The 20,293-nt window shown below is 68.5% G+C and carries 18 protein-coding genes; 13 read left to right on the top strand and 5 right to left on the bottom strand.

The genetic code is table 11. The annotated features are described in order from the left end of the window. The first annotated feature begins 134 nt into the window (after positions 1-134). Positions 135-1,049: a hypothetical protein gene (locus tag Q9Q95_RS04660; protein ID WP_306094307.1), complete on the top strand. Its 915-nt coding sequence runs from the start codon at positions 135-137 to the stop codon at positions 1,047-1,049. Here Q9Q95_RS04660 and Q9Q95_RS04655 read toward each other — a convergent pair. Continuing rightward, a complete protein-coding gene (locus Q9Q95_RS04655; RefSeq protein WP_306094306.1) occupies positions 1,046-1,906 on the bottom strand; it encodes an aldo/keto reductase family oxidoreductase in 861 nt (286 codons plus the stop codon). The two genes, Q9Q95_RS04660 and Q9Q95_RS04655, sit on opposite strands and share 4 nt — an antisense overlap. A gap of 95 nt (positions 1,907-2,001) precedes the next feature. Here Q9Q95_RS04655 and Q9Q95_RS04650 point away from each other — a divergent pair, with 95 nt between their 5' ends. After that, on the top strand, positions 2,002-2,919 hold the full coding sequence (locus Q9Q95_RS04650; RefSeq protein WP_306094304.1) for a LysR family transcriptional regulator: 918 nt from the start codon (positions 2,002-2,004) through the stop codon (positions 2,917-2,919). Here Q9Q95_RS04650 and Q9Q95_RS04645 read toward each other — a convergent pair. Next, positions 2,901-5,258 carry a membrane-bound PQQ-dependent dehydrogenase, glucose/quinate/shikimate family gene (locus Q9Q95_RS04645; protein ID WP_371876690.1) on the bottom strand — a complete coding sequence of 786 codons (2,358 nt, stop codon included), beginning with the start codon at positions 5,256-5,258 and terminating at the stop codon, positions 2,901-2,903. The two genes, Q9Q95_RS04650 and Q9Q95_RS04645, sit on opposite strands and share 19 nt — an antisense overlap. Positions 5,259-5,499: 241 nt before the next feature. On the opposite strand from Q9Q95_RS04645, the gene Q9Q95_RS04640 reads away from it, so the two are divergent. Then, positions 5,500-6,894, top strand: coding sequence for a M17 family metallopeptidase (locus Q9Q95_RS04640; RefSeq protein ID WP_306094302.1), 1,395 nt, complete (start codon positions 5,500-5,502; stop codon positions 6,892-6,894). Here the strand turns inward: Q9Q95_RS04640 and Q9Q95_RS04635 are convergent. Then, the gene (locus tag Q9Q95_RS04635) at positions 6,882-8,801 is read right to left on the bottom strand and encodes a bifunctional diguanylate cyclase/phosphodiesterase (protein WP_306094300.1); all 1,920 of its coding nucleotides are present in this window, start codon (positions 8,799-8,801) and stop codon (positions 6,882-6,884) included. The genes Q9Q95_RS04640 and Q9Q95_RS04635 overlap by 13 nt on opposite strands. 124 nt (positions 8,802-8,925) lie before the next feature. Here Q9Q95_RS04635 and Q9Q95_RS04630 point away from each other — a divergent pair, with 124 nt between their 5' ends. After that, positions 8,926-10,299, top strand: a complete 1,374-nt coding sequence (locus Q9Q95_RS04630; protein ID WP_306094299.1) for an MFS transporter — start codon at positions 8,926-8,928, stop codon at positions 10,297-10,299. Here Q9Q95_RS04630 and tpiA read toward each other — a convergent pair. Further along, complete coding sequence (gene tpiA / locus Q9Q95_RS04625) at positions 10,271-11,017, bottom strand: triose-phosphate isomerase (RefSeq protein WP_306094297.1); 747 nt, start codon at positions 11,015-11,017, stop codon at positions 10,271-10,273. The genes Q9Q95_RS04630 and tpiA overlap by 29 nt on opposite strands. Positions 11,018-11,133: 116 nt before the next feature. On the opposite strand from tpiA, the gene Q9Q95_RS04620 reads away from it, so the two are divergent. Together Q9Q95_RS04620 and trpE are read left to right on the top strand one after the other, a co-directional pair. Beyond that, positions 11,134-13,080: a peptidylprolyl isomerase gene (locus tag Q9Q95_RS04620; RefSeq protein ID WP_306094295.1), complete on the top strand. Its 1,947-nt coding sequence runs from the start codon at positions 11,134-11,136 to the stop codon at positions 13,078-13,080. Between the two features lies 1 nt (position 13,081). Further along, positions 13,082-14,587 carry an anthranilate synthase component I gene (gene trpE / locus Q9Q95_RS04615; RefSeq protein WP_306094292.1) on the top strand — a complete coding sequence of 502 codons (1,506 nt, stop codon included), beginning with the start codon at positions 13,082-13,084 and terminating at the stop codon, positions 14,585-14,587. A 30-nt stretch (positions 14,588-14,617) separates the two neighbouring features. Here trpE and Q9Q95_RS04610 read toward each other — a convergent pair whose 3' ends face one another. Beyond that, entirely contained in the window at positions 14,618-15,031 is a 414-nt protein-coding gene (locus Q9Q95_RS04610) for a hypothetical protein (RefSeq protein ID WP_306094290.1), read from the bottom strand. A gap of 111 nt (positions 15,032-15,142) precedes the next feature. On the opposite strand from Q9Q95_RS04610, the gene Q9Q95_RS04605 reads away from it, so the two are divergent. From Q9Q95_RS04605 to Q9Q95_RS04575, 7 genes are all read left to right on the top strand, one after another. After that, positions 15,143-15,727: an aminodeoxychorismate/anthranilate synthase component II gene (locus Q9Q95_RS04605; protein WP_306094288.1), complete on the top strand. Its 585-nt coding sequence runs from the start codon at positions 15,143-15,145 to the stop codon at positions 15,725-15,727. A gap of 31 nt (positions 15,728-15,758) precedes the next feature. Beyond that, positions 15,759-16,454, top strand: coding sequence for an aspartate/glutamate racemase family protein (locus Q9Q95_RS04600; protein ID WP_306094286.1), 696 nt, complete (start codon positions 15,759-15,761; stop codon positions 16,452-16,454). 74 nt (positions 16,455-16,528) lie between these two features. Then, on the top strand, positions 16,529-17,524 hold the full coding sequence (gene trpD, locus Q9Q95_RS04595) for an anthranilate phosphoribosyltransferase (RefSeq protein ID WP_306094285.1): 996 nt from the start codon (positions 16,529-16,531) through the stop codon (positions 17,522-17,524). Continuing rightward, the gene (gene trpC / locus Q9Q95_RS04590; RefSeq protein WP_306094283.1) at positions 17,521-18,291 is read left to right on the top strand and encodes an indole-3-glycerol phosphate synthase TrpC; all 771 of its coding nucleotides are present in this window, start codon (positions 17,521-17,523) and stop codon (positions 18,289-18,291) included. The genes trpD and trpC overlap by 4 nt, the downstream gene beginning before the upstream one ends. A 159-nt stretch (positions 18,292-18,450) precedes the next feature. Continuing rightward, on the top strand, positions 18,451-18,915 hold the full coding sequence (gene moaC / locus Q9Q95_RS04585; protein ID WP_306094281.1) for a cyclic pyranopterin monophosphate synthase MoaC: 465 nt from the start codon (positions 18,451-18,453) through the stop codon (positions 18,913-18,915). Between the two features lie 64 nt (positions 18,916-18,979). After that, positions 18,980-19,300, top strand: a complete 321-nt coding sequence (locus Q9Q95_RS04580) for a hypothetical protein (protein WP_306094280.1) — start codon at positions 18,980-18,982, stop codon at positions 19,298-19,300. A 39-nt stretch (positions 19,301-19,339) separates the two neighbouring features. Then, complete coding sequence (locus Q9Q95_RS04575; RefSeq protein ID WP_306094278.1) at positions 19,340-20,272, top strand: PilZ domain-containing protein; 933 nt, start codon at positions 19,340-19,342, stop codon at positions 20,270-20,272. Positions 20,273-20,293: the final 21 nt, after the last annotated feature.

The following is a 20,293-nucleotide window of genomic DNA, read 5'->3' as shown; positions in this document are numbered from 1 at the left end:
ATAAATCTCAACAACACGCTGGTTCAGCAATGCTTGCATGAGGAATAGTGCAACATGCCATCGCTTCGTCCACCGCTGCCGATCACCGATCGCTACGGGATTGGTCGGCGCGTCGCGCGCCTGGATCGCTGACGTTGCGACGCCCCCTCCTCTCCGGCCTCATCTGGCTGGCGCTGGCCAGCGCGGCTGCGGGAGACCCCGATACCCGCGTCATCCCCACCGACCCACTGACGGCGCCGGACGACGATTTCGCCCGCCATCGCGATCCCGCCGAGTGGCGGGGTCTGACAGTCAGTCGCATCGAGTTTCGCGAGGAGCGCGCGGCGTGGCGATTGTGGCGGATCGCCAACGTCCGGCATCGCCGCGGCCCCTTGTGGTTCGTGCCGCACGACAATGAGAATGCCGGCTTCGAAGCGGCGCTCGAGGCGGTCCGCAAATATGGCGGCACGCTGATAGCAGTCGATACCGGGATCGCCGAGGACGGCCTGCGCATGAACCGAGCGGTCGACTATGGCCGCCCCGTCGATCCCAACCGCAATTTCGACACTGCCCTGCCCGGCTATGCCCGCCGCATCCTCGCCGACCTGCGCCGCGGCATGCCGATCATCGCGCTCCACACCAATGCGCGGGGCTTCGACACGGGCGAATCGCGCTGCAACCAGTCCGATCCCTCGGGCCAGGGGGTGATCTCGATCCGCTATTGCGACGACACGCTGACGCCCAGCCCGTCACGGCGCCGCGCCTGGCCGTGGGACGATGACGACACCGTCGCTTTCGCCACGTACCGGACCGGAGACGCCCCTTCCGCCGCCTTTTGCCGCGACGGAATGATCGCCGCCGACTTCAACGTGGTGCAGGAGCGCGTCGTCGCCAGCGATCGATCCTTGTCCAATTACGCGGTGCTCCACGGACTCGACTATCTCAACTTCGAGACGCTCGATCGCGGCGACGACGCCGCCGGTCTTGCCGAGGGCCGCCGGCGTCTGGTCCACATCATCGATCGTGCGCTGGCGATGTGCGCGCCCAAGGTGAGGCCGATCGCACGCTAGCCGGCGATGGCGTCGAGCGCCGCCACTGCCTCCGCCGGCAGCTTCAAATCACGCACCGCCAGATTCTCGCGCAGATGCGTCAGCGAGGAGGTGCCCGGGATCAGCAGGATGTTCGGCGCGCGCTGGAGCAGCCACGCCAGCGCGACCTGCATCGGCGTCGCCGCGAGGTCCGCCGCGACCCGATCGAGCGCGCCCGACTGGAGCGGCGAGAATCCGCCCAACGGGAAGAACGGCACATACGCGATCCCGGCCTCGGCCAGCATGTCGATCAGCGCTTCGTCGTCGCGATGCGCGAGATTATAATGGTTCTGCACGCAGACGACCGGGGCGATGCTGCGCGCCTCGGCGATCTGGGCCGCAGTGGCATTGCTGACGCCAAGATGCCGTACCAGGCCCTGTTCGCGCAGCCTCGCCAGCCGTTCGAATTGCGGTGCGATCGGCCCCTCGCCCGGGCCGTGGATCGCGCCCATGATCCGAAGATTGACCGTGTCGATCGTCTCGAGTCCGAGATTGCGCAGATTGTCGTGCAGCGCCGCCTCGATCTCGTCGGGACTGAACGCGGGCAGCCACGACGCATCGGCACCGCGCCGCGCGCCGACCTTGGTGACGATCACCAGATCGTCGGAATAGGGGTGCAGCGCCTCACGAATGATCTGGTTGGTGACATGGGGGCCATAAAAGTCGCTGGTATCGATATGATCGACGCCCGCGACGATCGCCGCGCGCAGCACCGCGACTGCCGCGTCGCGATCCTTGGGCGGGCCGAACACCCCCGGCCCGGCGAGTTGCATCGCGCCATATCCGACGCGGTTCACAATATGGTCGCCCAGCGCCCAGGTCATCGGATAGTCGGTCATCGGTCGAACTCCTTTTGCAACGCCGCCCAGCTAAGCCTTGCGCGCACGAACGATAATCAGCCATAATCGGCACGGGCTGTGCGGATTTTCGGACAATGGACGTCGACCTCGGCGATTTGAACGCGTTCCTCGCGGTGGCGCGCGCGAAAGGCTTTCGCGAGGCGGCGCGGGCGACGGGCGCCAGCGCCTCGGGTCTCAGCGAAGCGGTGCGGCGGCTCGAGACCCGGCTCGGCGTTCGCTTGCTCCATCGCACCACGCGCAGCGTCGCGCCGACCGAAGCAGGCGCACGGCTGCTCGAACGGCTCGGCCCTGCACTCGGCGAAGTCGAGGCGGCGCTCGATATCGTCAACCGGTTCCGCGACCGGCCGGCAGGCACGCTCAAGCTCAACGTGCCGGTGATCGCCGCGCGACTGATTCTCCCGACGATCCTGCCCGGCTTTCTCGACGCCTATCCCGAGATCCAGCTCGAGATCGTTGCCGAGGACAATTTCGTCGACCTGCTCGCTTCGGGTTGCGACGCCGGTATCCGCTATGACGAACGTCTCGAACAGGACATGATCGCGGTTCCGATCGGCCCGCGCGTCCAGCGTTTCGCGGCCGGCGCGGCGCCCGGCTATCTCGCCCGCCGCGGCGTGCCCGCACATCCGCGCGACCTGCTGGACCATGCCTGCCTGCGCGGCCGCTTCGCCAATCGCGGACTCGTCCCCTGGGAGTTCACCCGCCAGGGCGAGACCGTCCGCGTCGAACCCGCCGGCCCGCTGGTCGTCAGCCTCAGCACCGCCTTCGATCTGCTGATCGCCAGCGCGATCGCCGGCGCCGGCATCGTCACGTCGTTCGAGGATCTGCTGCGCCCGCATTTCGACAGCGGCGCGCTGGTGCCGGTGCTCGAAGATTGGTGGGAGCGCTTTCCCGGCCCGTTTCTATATTATCCGGGGCGTCGCCTCGTCCCCGCGCCGCTGCGCGCGTTCATCGACTATGTGAAGGCGCACCCGGTTCAGGACGGCAGCGCATAGGCCACCACTTCGTCGCTCACCGGCGTCTCCATGAAATGGTGCCCGCCGGCATAGAGGACGAGATATTGCTTGCCGTTCATCTCATAGGTCATCGGCGTCGCTTGCCCCCCGCCGGGCAGCACGTCCTTCCACACCGTCCTGCCGGTCCGCAGGTCGATCGCGCGGATCAGATTGTCGGTCGCCGCCGCGACGAAGATCAGCCCGCTTGCGGTCACTACCGCTCCGCCATTGTTCGGCGTGCCGATCGTGATCGGCAGCATCGACGGGATGCCGAACGGGCCGTTGGTCCGCGCTTCGCCGAACGCGCGGTCCCAGATCGTCTTGCCGGTGGCCATGTCGATCGCGCGAATCCCGCCATAAGGCGGCTGCTTGCACAGCATGCCGGTGAAGGGCAGCCGCCAGCCGGCATTGACGTTGATCGCGAAAGGCGTGTTGGCCTGCGGATCGCCCGCGCCTTCCGCCCCGCCGATATTGCCGCGGGCCTGATCGCGCGGCGCCCAGCCGAGCTTGTCGGCCTCGGCGCGCGGCACCAGCCGGACGTAGTTGGGCATGTCGTTGTAATTGGCGACGATCACCCCGCGCGCCGGATCGACCGCGATCCCGCCCCAATCGGTCCCGCCATTATAGCCGGGATACTCGATCGAATGCCGGTCGGCCTCGGGCGGAGTGAAGAAGCCCTTGTAACTCGCCCGGCGGAACTGGATGCGGCAGATCATCTGGTCGATCGGCGACATGCCCCACATGTCGCGCTCGGCCAAATCGGGCTTGCGAAGCGTGTGCCACAGCGACACCGGCTGGGTGGGCGCGCGTTGGTCGGGCTCCACCCCGCCGCCGGGCACCCGCATTTCGCCGATCGGAGTCAGCGGCCGCCCGGTGCGGCGATCGAGCACATAGATGTCGCCCTGCTTGGACGGCAGGACGAGCGCCGGCGTGCCTTTGTAGTCGACGAGGGTCGCCTGCGCGCCGAAGTCGTAATCCCACACGTCCTTGCGCACCGCCTGGAAGCGCCAGCGCGGCTTGCCCGTGGCGACGTCGAGCGCGACCAGCGAGGTGGCGAATTCGTTTTCCTGCGGACGGCGCAGCGACGAATAATAGTCCGCCGCGGCATTCCCCATCGGCAGATAGACCAGCCCGAGCTGCTCGTCGCCCGAGGCCATCGTCCACATGTTCGGCGTGCCGCGGGTCCATTCCTGCCCCTGCGGCGGATAGCCGTTCCATTCGGGTCGCATCATGTCCCACGCCCAGCGCAATTGGCCGGTGCGCGCGTCGAAGCCCTGGATCACGCCCGAGGGCGCCCAGCGATCCTGACCGTCGAGCACCTGATGCCCGGTGACCAGCACGCCGCGCACCAAAGTCGGCGGCGAATTGATCGAGACGAAGCCGTCGGGGACCTTGCCCATGCCGAGCTTGGCGTCGACCTGGCCGTTGGTGCCGAAATCGGCGCAGAGCCGGCCCGAGCGCGCATCGACTGCGATCAGCCGCGCATCGAGCGTGCCCTCGATCACCCGCGTCGCGCAGGGCTGGTCCGCCGCGATGCCGGGAACCGCATAATAGACCACGCCGCGGCAGGCCGCAGTGTAGGGAATCGCATTGTCGGGCACCTTGGGGTCGTAGCGCCAGCGCTCCCTGCCGCTCGCCGGATCGAGCGCGATCATGATGTTCTTGGGCGTGCAGAGGTACAGGCTGTCGCCGACTTTGAGCGGGGTGTTCTCGGCGCCATAGGTGCCCCGGATCTGGGGCGACGACGGCAAGTCGCCGGTGTGGATCGTCCAGGCGCGCTCGAGCTTGCCGACATTCTCCGCGTTGATCTGGGTCAGCGGCGAATAGCGCCGCGCGCTGGTGGTGCCGCCATAGACCGGCCAGTCGGCGCCGACCTGCTGGCCGGAGGGATCGGCCATTCCCTGCGTTCCCGCCGCGGGCAGGCCCGCGAGCACGGGGTTGGGCGCGTTCGTGGCGGCGACCCAGAAATTCGTCGCGGTGAGCACCAGCGCGGTCGAGGCGCCCGCCGCCGCCAACCGCCAGCGATCCGGACGACGGCTCAGCGTCGCCATCGCCGCGATGACGCCGAGCAGCAGCACCACCGGCGCGATCACCCGCGGCACCTGCGCCCAGCCATTGGCGCCGACTTCCCACCATGCCCAGACCAGGCTCAGCACGACGATAGCGAGATACAGCCACCCGCCCGTCGTCCGCCCGCGGACCAGCAGCACACCCGAGACGATCATCGCCGCGCCGGCGAGCAGGTAGTAAAGCGACCCGCCGAGCAAAGCGAGCCACACGCCGCCGATCGCGAGCACCAGCCCGATCAGCGCGACGAGTCCGCCGACGAGGATCGACAGCCAGCTTCCCCATCGCGTTTGCGCGCCGAGGATCGCGCCATCATCGCGCACGGACGGCGGTTCGGAATAGCCACGAATATCGGTCACACGCTGTCTCCCGCGAACGCGGCGCTTCCGCCGGGCAGGAAGCGTCAGGGCGTTGGGGCAACCAGCCGGGCGCGGGGCCAGTTCCGAAATGAACAAAATTTCATCTTGGCGGCAGGGGCTAGGCGGAGCGGCCTTGCGACCCTAGATCACGGCCATGCCTGATCTCTCCTCGCTGATTCAACCCGACCGCGGCCAGCCCGCGCGCACCATCCATCTGATCGACGCCAAGGGCTATGACGCCTGGCTCGCCGCCCAGCCGCCGCGGCATCGCACCGCCGCGCAGGCGCAGAAGCTCGCGCCGGTCGGCTATTCGAGCGCGATCCTCCCCGGCGACGGACCCGAGGACTGGTCGGTGGTCAGCGTGGTCGCCAATGTCGAGCGGCTGACGCCGTGGTGCCTCGCCAAGCTCGCCGAGACCTTGCCCGAGGGCATTTACCGCGTCGAGGGCCGCGAGCCGGGCAAGGCGCTCCATGGCTGGCTCACCGCGCAGTACAGGTTCGACCGCTACAAGAAGAAGGACGACAAGGCGCAAGGGCCGCGGGTGCTGCTCACCGGCGATCCCGCCCGGATGGAAGAGGCGCTGCGCCTCGCCGCGGTCACCTTCAAGCTGCGCGACCGGATCAACACCGGCGCCAACGACATGGGGCCCGCCGATCTCGAGGCCGCCGCCGCCGATCTGGCCAAGGAATATGGCGCGACGCTGACCGTCGCCAAGGGCAAGGAAGTCGAGAAGGGCTATGGCATGCTCTGGGCGGTCGGCAAGGCCGCCGGCGAGGGCCGCGAGCCGCGGCTGATCGAGCTCGAATGGGGCAATCCCGAGCATCCGCGCATCGCCATCATCGGCAAGGGCGTGTGCTTCGACACCGGCGGGCTCGACATCAAGCCCGCCGCGGGAATGCGGCTGATGAAGAAGGACATGGGCGGCGCCGCGCACGCGCTCGCGCTCGCCGAACTGGTGATGCAGCACCGCCTGCCGGTGCGCCTCCACATGCTCGTCCCCGCAGTCGAGAATTCGATCAACGGCGAGGCCACGCGCCCCGGCGACGTGATGATCTCGCGCAAGGGCCTGTCGGTCGAGAACAGCAACACCGATGCCGAGGGCCGGCTGATCCTCGGCGACGCGCTGACCAAGGCGGCCGAAAGCAACCCCGAATTGGTGTTCGACTTCGCGACCCTGACCGGCGCCGCGCGCGTCGCGCTGGGCGCCGACCTCCAGGCGCTGTTCGCCAATGACGAGACTCTCGCCGCCGACCTGCTTGCCGCGGCCGAGGCCGAGGCCGATCCGATGTGGCGGATGCCGCTCTACGATCCGTACAAGGAGGCGCTCAAGTCCGACGTCGCCGATCTGGTCAATGCGGCCGAAGGGCCGTTCGGCGGCGCGATCACCGCCGCCTTGTTCCTCAAGGAATTCGCCCCCGAAAAGGCGCAATGGGCGCATTTCGACATCTTCTGCTGGAATGGCAGCCCCAAGCCCGGCCGGCCCAAGGGCGCCGAGGCCGTCAGCCTGCGCGCGACGTGGAAGGTGCTGAAGGACCGCTACGCCGGCTGAGCCGCGCCGGTTTGGGCGATGTCCTCGACCGACATCGGATAGCCGTAATGGAAGCCCTGCCCCATCGCGCAGCCGAGCCGGGCGAGCGTGCGCGCGGTGGAGGCCGATTCGATCCCTTCGGCCACCACCGGCAGCCCCAGCGTGTTGGCGAGCGTGATGATCGCGTGGACCAGCCGCATCGCCGCGGGATCTCGCTCCATCGAGGTCACGAAGCTGCGATCGATCTTGAGCCGGTCGAACGGCAGCATCTGCAGATGCTGGAGCGATGAATAGCCGGTGCCGAAATCGTCGAGCGCCAGCTGGATGCCCTGATTCTTGAGCGAGGCGATCGTCTGCTGGGCGCTGTCGGCGTCGATGATCAGCGCATTCTCGGTGATCTCGATGGTCAGCCGCGGCGGCGGGAAGCGCTCGCGGGTCAGCACCGCCAGAACCTTCTGGCTGAACCACGGATCCTTGAGCTGGGTCGGCGACACGTTGATCGAGATGCCGATGTCCCAGTCGCGCGTCTCGCGGCAGGCACGCCGGAGCAGCCGGAGCATCAGCACGTTGATCAGCCCGCATTCCTCGGCGATCGGGATGAATTGCTCGGGCCCGATCTCGTCACGATCGCCGCGCTGCCACCGCGCGAGCAATTCGTAGCCGATCACCGCGCCGCTCGCGAGATCGACGATCGGTTGATAATGCGGCACGAAAGCGTCGGTCGTCATCGCCTCGCGCAGTTCGCGCTCGATTTCGGCGCGGCGGCGGATCTCGGCGTCGAGCATCGGCTCGAACGCGCAATGCTGGCTGCGCCCCGATTGCTTGGCCTTGTAGAGCGCGATGTCGGCGCGCCGCATCAGCGTCTCGCGGTCGGCGGCGTCGTTCGGATAGAGCGAGATACCGACGCTGGCGCCGATATGGTGGACCAGATCGGACCCGGCAAAAGGCTTGAGCATCGCCTGGACGATGGCGTGCGCGACGCGGCGCGCGCCTTCGCCGTCCGAATCGACGATCACGGCGAACTCGTCCCCGCCGAGACGATAGCTGGTCGCGTGCGCGCCCGTCATCGCGCCGAGCCGCGTCGCGACGTCGCGCAGCAACTGGTCGCCGGCAGGATGGCCGTACACGTCATTGATCGACTTGAAGCGATCGAGATCGAGGATCAGCAGCCCGAGCGGCGCGTCTCCGGTCATCCGGCTCTCCAGCGCCTCGGCGAGCGCGCGGCGATTGGGCAGCCCGGTCAACGGGTCGTGATAGGCGAGCTGATGCGCACGCTGCTCGGCGCCCTGCGCGCGACGCTGTTCGGTCGCCATATCGGCGCGCGAGGTCAGCACTTCGATGAAGCCGACATGGCTTGCCTGCAGCATCCGCAGGATCACCGCGGTCACGACAAGGATGTTGAAGCCGACCCCGCGCAGGAACCAGTCCGGCGAGAAGAGCAGGCAGAGCGTGACCGGCGCGGCGCCACACAGCAGAACCGCATGGCCGGCCCGCGGCAGCGACTGGAGGCAATAGCAACAGCTGATCGCGCCGATGAAGATGTAGAGCGCAATGCAGGCGCGGCGCACCAGATCGGCCTGGATATAGAGGACCAGTCCCCAGCCGCCGAAGCCGAGGCTGAGCGCCATCGCGACGATGGTGGTCCCGATCAGATAGCGCGGGATCTGCTCAGGGTCGGGCACGGCGCCCCGCCGGCGCAGCCAGAAAGCGGCGCGTACGCCGCCGAGCAATGCCAGCACCACCGGCATTCCCAAGCTCCACCACACGCTCACCGTGCCGTGCGACGCGAAGCTGAGGAAGGCCGCATCGACCATCATCAACGCGTACATCAGCGGCACCTGCTGACGCAGGGCGCGAAACTGCTCGACCAGAATCGCCTGATTCTGCTCGGTGCGGATAGCGACGGCCGGGGCAGCGCGCCTGAACATAGTCAAATATAGCAGCGAACGCAGGCCCGATTGCGTTTCTTGCAACGATTCAGCAGCTTGACCGCACGCGCCCTCCCGCACGCGGGCGCTCCCGCCGCGCGGGCAACCCTGCTAGCCTGCCGCCATGTCAGCCCCGCACCCCAGGCTCACGCTCGTCGCCTGCATCCTCGCGTCGAGCCTCGCCTTCATCGACGGATCGGTCACCAATGTCGCCTTGCCGGCGATCGGCGCCGATCTGGGCGCCACGCCGGCCGAGCTGCAATGGACGATCAACGCCTATCTGTTGCCGCTGTCGGCGCTGTTGCTGATCGGCGGTGCGGCGGGCGACCATTTCGGGCGGCGCAAGCTGCTCGTCGTCGGGATCGCGATCTTCGCGCTCGCCTCGATCGCCTGCGCGCTCGCGGCGGACCTGACCGTGCTGCTCGCCGCGCGCGCAGTGCAGGGCGTCGGCGCCGCGATCCTGCTGCCTAATAGTCTCGCCACGCTCGGCCACGTCTTTACCGGCGAGGCGCGCGGCAAGGCGATCGGCACCTGGGCCGGGGTCGGCGCGATCGCCGGCGCGGTCGGGCCGCCGCTCGGCGGCTGGCTGGTCGACGCGATCGGCTGGCGGGCGATCTTCTACGTCAACATACCGGTGGCGGCGGCTGCGATCCTGATCGCATTGCGCTATGTCGAGGAGAGCGCCGAGGGCGAATTGCCGCTCGATCTGCCCGGTGCGTTCGCCGCGACCGTCGCCCTCGGCGCAGTCACCTGGGCGCTGACCCTGTGGTCGAGCCACCATGCCTTCGGCGCCACCGTCGCGGTCGGCCTCGCGATCGGATGCGCCGCGACTGCCCTGTTCCTGTGGATCGAGCATCGTCGCGGCGCGCGCGCGATGATGCCGTTCGCGATGTTCGGCTCGCGCGCATTCGCCGGGCTGACCCTGCTCACCTTCCTGCTCTACGGCGCGCTCGGCGGGGTGCTGCTGCTCCTGCCCTATGTGCTGATCGAGGCGGCCGGCTATTCGGCGCTCCAGGCGGGGCTCGCCTTGCTGCCGATGCCGCTCGGCATGGGACTCGCCTCGCGGGTGATGGGGCGGCTGACCGCAAGGGTCGGGCCGCGCTGGCCGCTGACGATCGGCGCGTTCGTCGTCGCGATCGGCTTCGCCCTGCTGGTGCTGGTCGACGAGGGCGCACCATACTGGGCCTCGGTGTTCCCCGGCTGCCTCGTCATCGCGATCGGCATGTCGAGCGTCGCTGCGCCGCTCACCACTGCAGTGCTCGCCTCGGTCGACGACAAACATGCCGGCACCGCCTCGGGGTTCAACAGCGCGATCGCGCGGACCGGCGGGCTGATCGCCACCGCGATCGCCGGCGCGGTGATCGCCAGCGCCGGCCGCGAGCTGATCACCGCCTTCCATGGCGGCGCGCTGGTCGGTGCCGGCCTCGCCGCCGCATCGAGCGTGGCGGCGCTGCTCACGCTCGGCCAGGTCAGGAAAGCGACGCCGCAGCCTGAATGATCGGTACGAATTTCTCCGCGGTCAGGCTCGCCCCGCCGACCAATGCGCCATCGACATTGTCGACCGCGAGGATGTCCGCCGCATTCGCCCCGGTCAGCGATCCGCCATAGAGAATGCGAATCCCGTCGGCCGCGTCGCCCACCATCGCGCGGAGCTTGGCGCGCGCTATCGCGTGGATCGCGGCGATGTCCTCGAGCGTCGGGGTCTTGCCCGTGCCGATCGCCCAGCGCGGCTCGTACGCCAGCGTCAGCCAGTCGGCCGCCGCGCCTTCGGGAAGCGATTTCTCGATCTGGGACTGGACGATCCGCTCGGCACGGCCGGCTTCGCGTTCGGCCTCGGTCTCGCCGCAGCACAGGATCACCTTCAGCCCGTGCCGCCGCGCCGCCGCCGCCTTGGCCCAGACGTCATGGCTGGTCTCATGCTGGTCGGCGCGCCGCTCCGAATGGCCGACGATCGTCAGCGTCGCACCGCATTCGCGCAACATCGCGCCCGAGATGCAGCCGGTATGCGCCCCCTTGTCGGCCGGATGCACATCCTGCGCGCCGATCGGCAGCGCTCCGGCCACCGCCACCGCGGGGGCGATCAAGGTGAAGGGAAGGCACAGGGCGGCGTCGACCTGCGGGTTGGTCGCGGCGGCGGCCGCGATCGCCTCGACTTCGCCGAGTTGCGCCTTCAGCCCGTGCATCTTCCAGTTTCCGACGACCAGCTTGCGACGCATGTCCCCACTCCTCCTGTTTTGCGGCAGGCGATACCAAGCCGCACGCGCTGCACAAGCTTGAAGGCAGCCCGTCCGCGCCCTAAAGCACGCCAAATCCCTCTTTCGAACGGCCCTTCATGCTCAATTTCTTCCGCCGCTTCACCAAGTCGCGCTTTGGCCTGATCGCGGTGTTCGTCTTCCTCGCGGTGATCGCGCTCGCCTTCGCCGCGGGCGACATCACCGGCGTCCGCGCCACGGGAGGCGGCGACGGTGGCAAGGTCGTCGCCAAGGTGGGCAGCCACGTGATCACCGATCGCCAGGTGCGCGAGCGGATCGATCTGTTCCTGCGAAATCTCCAGCGCGACGGGCAGAACGTGACCATGGAGCAGTTCCTCGCGCAAGGCGGGCTCGAACTGACGCTCAACGAGATGATCAACGGCGTCGCGATGGTCGAATTCTCGCAGGATTCGGGCATGCAGGTCAGCAAGAAATTGATCGACGGCGAGATCGCCAACAATCCGGCATTCTTCGGGATCGACGGCAAGTTCAGCCAGAAGCAGTTCGAGGATCTGCTGTCGCAGAACCGGATCTCCCCGGTAACGTTTCGCGCGCAGATGACCGACGAGCGCTACGGCAATTGGCTGGTCAATCGCGGCACGCTGGGCAACCAGATCCCCAACGGCGTCCTCCTGCCTTATGCCTCGCTCGCGCTCGAGCGCCGCGCCGGGATCGTCGGGCTGGTCTCGACCATCGCGATGGATCCGGGCGCCGACCCCGACGACAAGACGCTGACCGCCTGGTACAACGGCAAGCGCGCGCGCTACATGGTGCCCGAACGCCGCATCGTCCGCTACGCGATGGTCAAGCCCGACGCGCTGCGCGCCGGCGCCGCCGCCACCGAAGCCGAGATCGCCGACGCGTACAAGAAGGCCGGCGCCCGTTTCGCCGCCACCGAGAAGCGCAGCGTCCGCCAGCTCGTGCTCCTCGACCAGGCCACCGCCAACCGCGTCGCCGGCGAAGTGAAGGGCGGCAAGCCCCTCGCCGCCGCGGCGGCCGCTGCGGGCCTCGAGCCGACCAGCTTCGACGGCGTCGAGAAGGCCGCCCTCGCGCGCCAGACCGCGCCCGCGGTCGCCGACGCCGCTTTCGGCGTTGCGCAGGGCGGCGTGGCCGGCCCGGTCCGCTCACCGCTCGGCTGGCACGTGCTGCAGGTCGAGAAGGTCGAGCAGGTCGCGGCGAAGACGCTCGATCAGGCGCGCACCGAACTCGCCGGCGAGATCAGCGCGCGCAAGCTCGCCCAGACGCTCGTGACGCTGCGCCAGTCGATCGAGGACGGCATCGCCGACAGCAAGAATTTCGATGAGGCCGCGGCCGACGCGAAGCTCATAGCCGAGCGCACGCCCGCGCTGACCGCCGCCGGCGCCAATCCGGAGGACGAGGCCTTCAATCCCGATCCTGCGATCGCCGCGGTGATGCGCGCAGGCTTCGGCATCGAGCAGCCGGGGGACGAACCGCAGATTGCGCCGCTGGGCGCCGATGGCAGCTTCGCATTGGTCGGGCTCGAGCGGATCGTTCCCGCCGCGCCGCGCCCGCTCGCCCAGATCCGCGAACGGGTGGTGAAGGATTATCTTGTCGAACAGGCGCTCACCAAGGCACGCGCCGTCGCCAGCGCGATGATCGCCAAGCTCGAAAAGGGCGTGCCGATGCAGCAGGCGCTCGCCGAAGCCGGAGTGACCAAGGGCCCGCCGCCCAAGCCCTTCGACTTCAAGCGGCAGGAGGTGCTCGGCCCGAACATGGCGCCCTATCTCCAGATGGCGTTCAGCATGGCGCCCAAAAAGGCCAAACTGGTCGAGGGGCAGAACCGCGAAGGCTATTACGTCGTCTATCTCGACAAGATCGAGGAGCACAGCGCCGCGAACGACCCCGCCGCGATCCAGCGCGTGCGCGGCGACATCGCCCCGCAGATCGGCCCCGAATATGCGCGCCAGTTCATCGCTTCGATCCGAAATCACCTGAAGGTCACGCGCAACGACAAGGCGATCGCCCAGCTGCGCGCCGATCTGAGCCGCACCGGCTCGGCACGCTGAGGTGATCCAGGGCGTCGAAGCCGCACGGGCGGCGCTCGTCGCCGGCCGGCCGGCGCTGCTGTGGCACCGTCAGGTCGCCGACACCGAGACTCCGGTCGCGGCGGCGCTCAAGCTGGTCGAGCCCGGGCGCGGCGATTTCCTGCTCGAATCTGTCGAGGGCGGCTCGGTCCGCGGCCGTCACAGCCTGATCGGCCTCGCCCCCGATCTCGTGTTCCGCGCGACCGGGGCGGAGGCGGCGATCAACCCGCATTGGCTGGTCGACCGCGACGCCTTCGCGCCCTGCCCCACGCCCACGCTCGAGGCACTGCGCAGCCTCGTCCAGAGCTGCCGGATGGACGTGCCGGCGGAATTGCCGCGCGCGCTCGCCTGCCTCGTCGGCTATTTCAGCTACGAGACCGTGGGACTGGTCGAGAAATTGTCGCGGCCGGCGCCGAACCCGATCGGCGTGCCCGACATGATGTTCGTCCGGCCGACGGTGATCCTGATCTTCGATCGGCTCGCCGACACGCTCTTCCTCGTCGCGCCGGTCTGGCCCGATGCGTCGCGCGCGCCGCAGGCGCTGATCGATGCCGCGGCCGAGCGCATCGACGCCACCGCCGCGCGCCTCGCCACCGCGCCGCTCCCTGCGCCGGTGCGCGCCGACCCGGGCGAAGTCGCGCTGACTCCGGTGCTCGCGCCCGGCCGCTATGGCGAGATGGTCGCGCGCGCCAAGGACTATATTGCCGCCGGCGACATCTTCCAGGTCGTGCTCGCCCAACGCTTCACCACGCCGTTCGCACTGCCGCCGTTCGAGCTCTATCGCGCGCTGCGCCGGGTCAATCCCTCGCCGTTCCTCTATCATCTCGATCTGCCCGGCTTCGCGCTCACCGGTTCGAGCCCCGAGATCCTCGTCCGCGCGCGCGACGGCGAGATCACCATCCGCCCGATCGCCGGCACCCGCCCGCGCGGCAAGACCGCCGCCGAGGACGAGGCCAACCGCGCCAGCCTGCTCGCCGATCCCAAGGAACGCGCCGAGCATCTGATGCTGCTCGATCTCGGCCGCAACGATGTCGGCCGCGCCGCCGAAGCCGGCAGCGTGCGCGTCACCGACAGCTACACCGTCGAATTCTACAGCCACGTCATGCACATCGTCTCGAACGTGGTCGGCAAGCTGCGCCCGGGCAGCGACGCGCTCGATGCGCTGTTCGCCGGCTTTCCCGCTGGCACCGTCAGCGGCGCGCCCAAGGTCCGCGCCTGCCAGATCATCGCCGAGCTCGAGCCGGAGACCCGCGGCCCCTATGCGGGCGGCGTCGGCTATTTCTCGCCCGACGGCTCGATGGACAGCTGCATCGTGCTGCGTACGGCTTTGGTCAAGGACGGGGTGATGCACGTCCAGGCCGGCGCCGGCATCGTCGCGGATTCGGACCCCGCTTATGAGCAGCGCGAATGCGAAGCCAAGGCCGGGGCGCTGTTCGCCGCCGCGCGCGAGGCAGTGGCGCGGGCCAGCGAGGCAGGGTTCGGGCAGTAACTCCCTCTCCCAAAGGGAGAGGGAATAATTTCAGTTCTCTGGCCCCGTCACCCGCGCGGCCTTGGCCTTCTGGTCGACGCGCTCCTGATACCATTGCCGGATCGCGGCGCGGGTGCAGCCGGTCTGGCCGCCAATGCCGACCGGCGAGCAGCTGTTGGGCAGTCCGGCGCGGTTGAACTCCTCGACGCTCTCCACGCGATTGGTCCATGCGTTCGAGGCCGGCCCTTCCTTGGGCTGCTCGCGGAAGCGCTTGGGAATCCGATAGGGCGATTCGCCGGCATTGGCGCACACCACGATCTCGTCCGGGCTCTGTGCCTTGGGGCATTGCTCGTCGCCATAGAGCAGGACCGAGCGCACGCGGCTGGGCGGGCCGTCGCCCTTCGCGCCGTCCTGGGGCGCGGCGGGGCCGACGAGCAGCGCGGCGAAGAGCAGGGTAGAAAGCATGGAAACTCCTTTGAACGCACGTCAACGCCTCTGTGCCGCCGGCGTTGCCGCCGCACTATGGCCGCGCCAAGGCAATTGTGAGATCGCGCGAAACGCCTTAACCGCAGCTGCATGATCCTCGTTCTCGACAATTATGACAGCTTCACCTGGAACCTCGTCCATTATCTGATGGAGCTCGGCGCCGAAGTGCAGGTCGTCCGCAACGATGCGCTCACCGCGCGCGACGCGATCGCGAGCAACGCGCAGGCGTTCCTGATCTCGCCCGGGCCCTGCACGCCGAACGAGGCGGGGATCAGCCTCGATCTCGTCGCCGCCTGCGCCGAGCTGGGCAAGCCGTTGCTGGGCGTCTGCCTCGGCCATCAGGCGATCGGCCAGCATTTCGGCGGCCAGGTGGTCCGCGGCGGCCTGATGCACGGCAAGACCTGCCCGGTCGAACATGACGGCACCGGGCTGTTCGAAGGGCTCCCCTCGCCCTTCACCGCCACCCGCTATCATTCGCTGATCGTCACCGACATCCCCGAAGATCTCGTCGTCAACGCCACCGCCGACGACGCTTCGGTGATGGGCTTCCGCCATCGCGAGTTGCCGATTCACGGCGTCCAGTTCCACCCCGAGAGCATCGCCACCGAGCACGGCCATGCGATGCTGGCGAATTTCCTCAGGCTGGCGGGGATCGAGGCCAAGACGCTGGCCTGATCCGACTCAGGCGACAATTCCGGAGCCACCCATGCGAATGATCGGTCTGATCGGCGGGATGAGCTGGGAGAGCTCGGCTGAATATTATCGCATCCTCAATCAGGGCGTGCGGGATCGGCTCGGTCCCACCGCCTCGGCGCGATGCCTGCTCTGGTCGTTCGATTTCGCCGAGATCGAGAGGCTCCAGCATCAAGGCGACTGGCAGAGTCTGACCGCGCGCATGGTCGATGCCGCCCAGCGTCTCGAAGCGGCAGGCGCCGAGCTGCTGCTGATCTGCACCAACACCATGCACCTCATGGCGCCCGCGGTGCAGGCGGCAGTGCGGATCCCCCTGCTCCACATCGCCGACCCCACCGCCGGGCGGATCAAGGCGAGGGGCTTCGCCAAGGTCGGCCTGCTCGGCACCGCGTTCACGATGGAGCGGGATTTCTACAAGGGCCGGCTTTCCGACGCTCATGGTCTCGACGTGATCGTCCCCGGCGACGCGGATCGCGCGATCGTCCACCGGATCATCTACGAAGAGCTGGTCGCGGGGAAGGTCATCGAAGAATCGCGCGCGGCCTATCGCGAGATCATCGCCCGGCTGATCGAGCGCGGTGCCGAAGCGATCATCCTCGGCTGCACCGAGATCATGCTGCTGGTGCGCCCGGAGGACAGTGCGGTGCCGATGTTCGACACCACCCGCCTCCATGCCGAAGCCGCGGTCGCCGGCGCGCTGGCCGACTGACGCCACAGCCGGGCTTGGGTGCGCCCCATCAGGATTTGCTCGACTCGGGCGCGCAGCCTCGGGATAGAGATGGCGTGACCGTCTCGACTCTCCTCCCCGATCCCGCCTCGCCGCTCGCCCGCGAAAGCGCGGCGCAGGCCTTCGCCGACATTCTCGACGGCACTGTCTCCGAACCCGAGATCGAGGCCTTCCTGATCGCGCTCAGCATCCGCGGCGAGACCAGCATCGAGATCGCCGAAGCCGCGCGCGCAATGCGCGACCGGCTGATCCCGATCACTGCCCCCCAGGGCGCGATCGATGTCTGCGGCACCGGCGGCGACGGCCATCACACGCTCAACGTATCGACCGCAGTGAGCCTCGTCGTCGCGGCGTGCGGCGTCCCCGTCGCCAAGCACGGCAATCGCGCCGCCTCGTCCCGGGCGGGCGCCGCCGATACGCTCGAGGCGCTGGGCCTCGACCTCGACCGCGCCGCCGCGCGCGCCGAGGAGAGCCTGCACGAGCTCGGCATCGCCTTCCTGTTCGCCCAGCATCATCACCCTGCACTGGCGCGGATCGGCCCCTTGCGCCGTCGTATCGGCCGGCGGACGATCTTCAACCTGATGGGGCCGCTCGCCAACCCGGCGCACGTCACCCGCCAGCTGATCGGCATCGCCCGCCCCGATTACGCACCGACCTATGCCGAGGCGCTGCTCCAGCTCGGGTCGGAGGCCGCCGCGGTCGTCTCGGGCGAGGATAGCCTCGACGAGCTGTCGACGGCAGGCGCCAGCATCCTAGTCAATGTCGGCTGCGCCACTCTGCCCACCCGGATCACCCCCGAGGATGCCGGCCTGCCCCGCCACCCGCTCGCGGCGATCCGTGGCGGCGACCCCGAATATAATGCGTTCGCGCTCCGCCGCCTGCTGCTCGGCGAGACCGGCGCCTATCGCGACGCGGTGCTGCTCAACGCCGCCGCCGCTTTGATGGTCGCCGGAAAAGCGGACAATCTGGTCGACGGCGTCGAGGAGGCGGCCGAGGCGATCGACGGCGGGCTTGCCAACGGCCTGCTCGATTGCTGGATCGCCTTCGCATGAGCACCATTCTCGACAAGATCCTCGAAACCAAGCGCAGCGAAGTCGCCGCGCGCCGTGCCGCGCCGGCCGCGCGCCCGGCCCCGGGGGCGCCGCGCGGCTTCAAGGCGGCGCTCGACGCCAAGGTCGCCGCAGGGGGCTTCGGCCTGATCGCCGAGATCAAGAAGGCCAGTCCGTCCAAGGGCCTGATCCGCCCCGATTTCGATCCGCCCGCGCATGCCCGCGCCTATCAGGCCGGCGGCGCCGCCTGCCTTTCGGTGCTCACCGATCGGGAATATTTCCAGGGGCATGAGGATTATCTGATCGCTGCGCGCGCCGCCTGCGACCTGCCGGTGATCCGCAAGGATTTCATGGTCGATCCGTGGCAGGTCGCGGAATCGCGCGGGATCGGCGCCGATGCGATCCTGATCATCGTCGCCGCGCTCGAAGACGATGCGATGGCGGAGATCGAGGCCGCCGCGCTGGACCTTGGCATGGACGTGCTGGTCGAGGTCCACGATGCCGACGAGCTCGAACGCGCGCTCCGGCTCAGGTCCCGCCTCATCGGGGTCAATAATCGTAACCTCAAGACCTTCGAGGTCGATCTTCAAAAGACCTACGAACTTGTCCGCCACGCGCCGAAGGACTGCACCTTCGTCGCCGAATCGGGCCTGACCAGCCGCGCCGATCTCGACGCGATGGCCGAGCACGACATCCGCTGCTTCCTGATCGGCGAGTCGCTGATGCGCCAGCCGGATGTCGAGGCGGCGACGCGGGCGATGATCGGATGAGGGGGCGGGATACCCATTTCCCTCTCCCCTTGTGGGAGAGGGAGGGAGCCGACTTTAGTCGGCGGAAGAGTGAGGGGGAGTGAGACTCAATCCCCCTCACTCTTCCCACTCGCTGCGCGAGCGGGCCCCTTCCTTCTCCCATAAGGGGAGAAGGAGCCGATGACTCTCACCCATCTCGACGAATCCGGCGCCGCGCACATGGTCGACGTCGCCGGCAAGGCCGTCACAGCGCGCGAGGCCGTCGCCACCGGGCGCATTACCATGTCGCCCGAAGCCGCCGCCGCGGTCCGCGCGGGCAGCGTCAAAAAAGGCGACGTGCTCGCCACCGCGCGCATCGCCGGTATCATGGCCGCGAAGAAGACCGCCGAGCTGATCCCGCTCTGCCACCCGCTCCCGCTCACCCGGGTCGCCGTGGATCTCGCCCCCGACGAGACCGGAGTCACCGCCACCGCCACCGCCGCCACCGAAGGCAAGACCGGAGTCGAGATGGAGGCGCTCACTGCCGTCAGCGCGGCGCTGCTGACGCTCTACGACATGGCCAAGGCACTCGATAAGTCCATGACGATCGGCGATATCCGCCTGCTGTCGAAAAAGGGTGGCAAATCAGGCGACTGGACCGCCTGAGCCCGGAACGGCCCTGCCGCGCCATCGTTGTCCTGTCATCGAATTGTCATGAAGGGCGAAGGCGTTGCGCGAAGTTTCGGTGCTCAAGGGGCTCGGCTATCTCACTTCCACGCTGAGCGTCGTCCTGCTCGGCATCGTCGCGATCGAGACCGCAGAGCGAAGCCCGGTGCTGCTCGCCTGTCTGGTGCTCGGAATGATCGCGTCGATCGCAGGCATGCTCCTGCGCTGGCGTTCGCATCGCCTCGAACAGCATGAAAAGGACCGGGACGGTGCCCGATCCCCGGCCTTCCCGCCGCGCGCCGTTAGGGATTCTACAACCGCACACATTAACCCCGCTTTCAGCCCCCTCAAGCAAGGACGAACCACGGATCGCGTGGGAAAATAGTTGATGATTCAGGCACTCAGGTCCGCAACGATTTTTTCGTTGTCCGCCGAGCCGCCGCGCGCCGTCCGGCATCAGCCCGACGCGCAGGCGGCGTTCGATGCCGCGTTCCTCGTCGGCGATTCCGGGCGTTTTCCTTGCTCGCTTCAGCGGCTGTCGTCGGCAGGTGCCACGCTCCAGATCGAGCTCGAGTGCACCGAGGCCGCGCCGCTCCACCTCGAAATGACGAGCGGCCAGACCATCCCGGGCAAGATCGACTGGTTCGCCGACGGCGAGATCGGCTTCCTGTTCGACGAGCCGATCGACATCATCAGCACCCTCGCGCGCACGTTGGCGAACCTCCCCGCCGAACGCCGCTCGATGCCGCGCGTCGAGATTCACCAGCTCGTCGCGATCCGCTGCGGCAACAAGGTCGAGCATGCCCGCACGCGCAACATCTCGTACGGCGGTGTCGGCATCGACACCAAGCTCGCGCTCGCCATCGGCGATCCGGTTCATTTGACCTTCGATGCGCTGCGCCCGCTCAACGGCGTGGTCCGCTGGGCGCAGGACGGCCAGGCCGGCATCGCCTTCAACGCGGAACTGGGCTGGCAGACGCTGATGCCATGGCTGCGCCACGCCCAGCGCGCGCAGGCCGCCAATGCCCCCGCTGCTCCGGCGCCGACCCCGCATAGCCCCGAGCGCGAGGGCATGATCCCCGACAAGCACGCGATCCGTCTCGATGCGCCGGCCAGCATCCGCGAGGGCGTGCGCTGGTGGAATGCGCGCGTCCGCGGCCTTACCGCGCATCTCGTCGAACTCGAGACGCGTGCGGTATTCGCGCCGGGCGCCCAGCTCTGGGTATCGCTCCCCGAGATCGGCGGCGCCCCGGCCAACGTGATCGAAGCGCGGCACAACCGCATTCTCTGCGAATTCCGCCTGCCGCTGCGCCCGCGCGAACTCAGCCTCGTCTCCGGAAATCAGAAGCCGGGCTGAACCGCCCGCGCGGCGCTAACG

This window comes from Sphingomonas sp. DG1-23, assembly GCF_030730875.1.
Classification (GTDB): Bacteria; Pseudomonadota; Alphaproteobacteria; order Sphingomonadales; family Sphingomonadaceae; genus Sphingomonas.
Note: the sequence above shows the minus strand (reverse complement) of the source record. Positions and strands in the feature narration are given on the sequence as shown.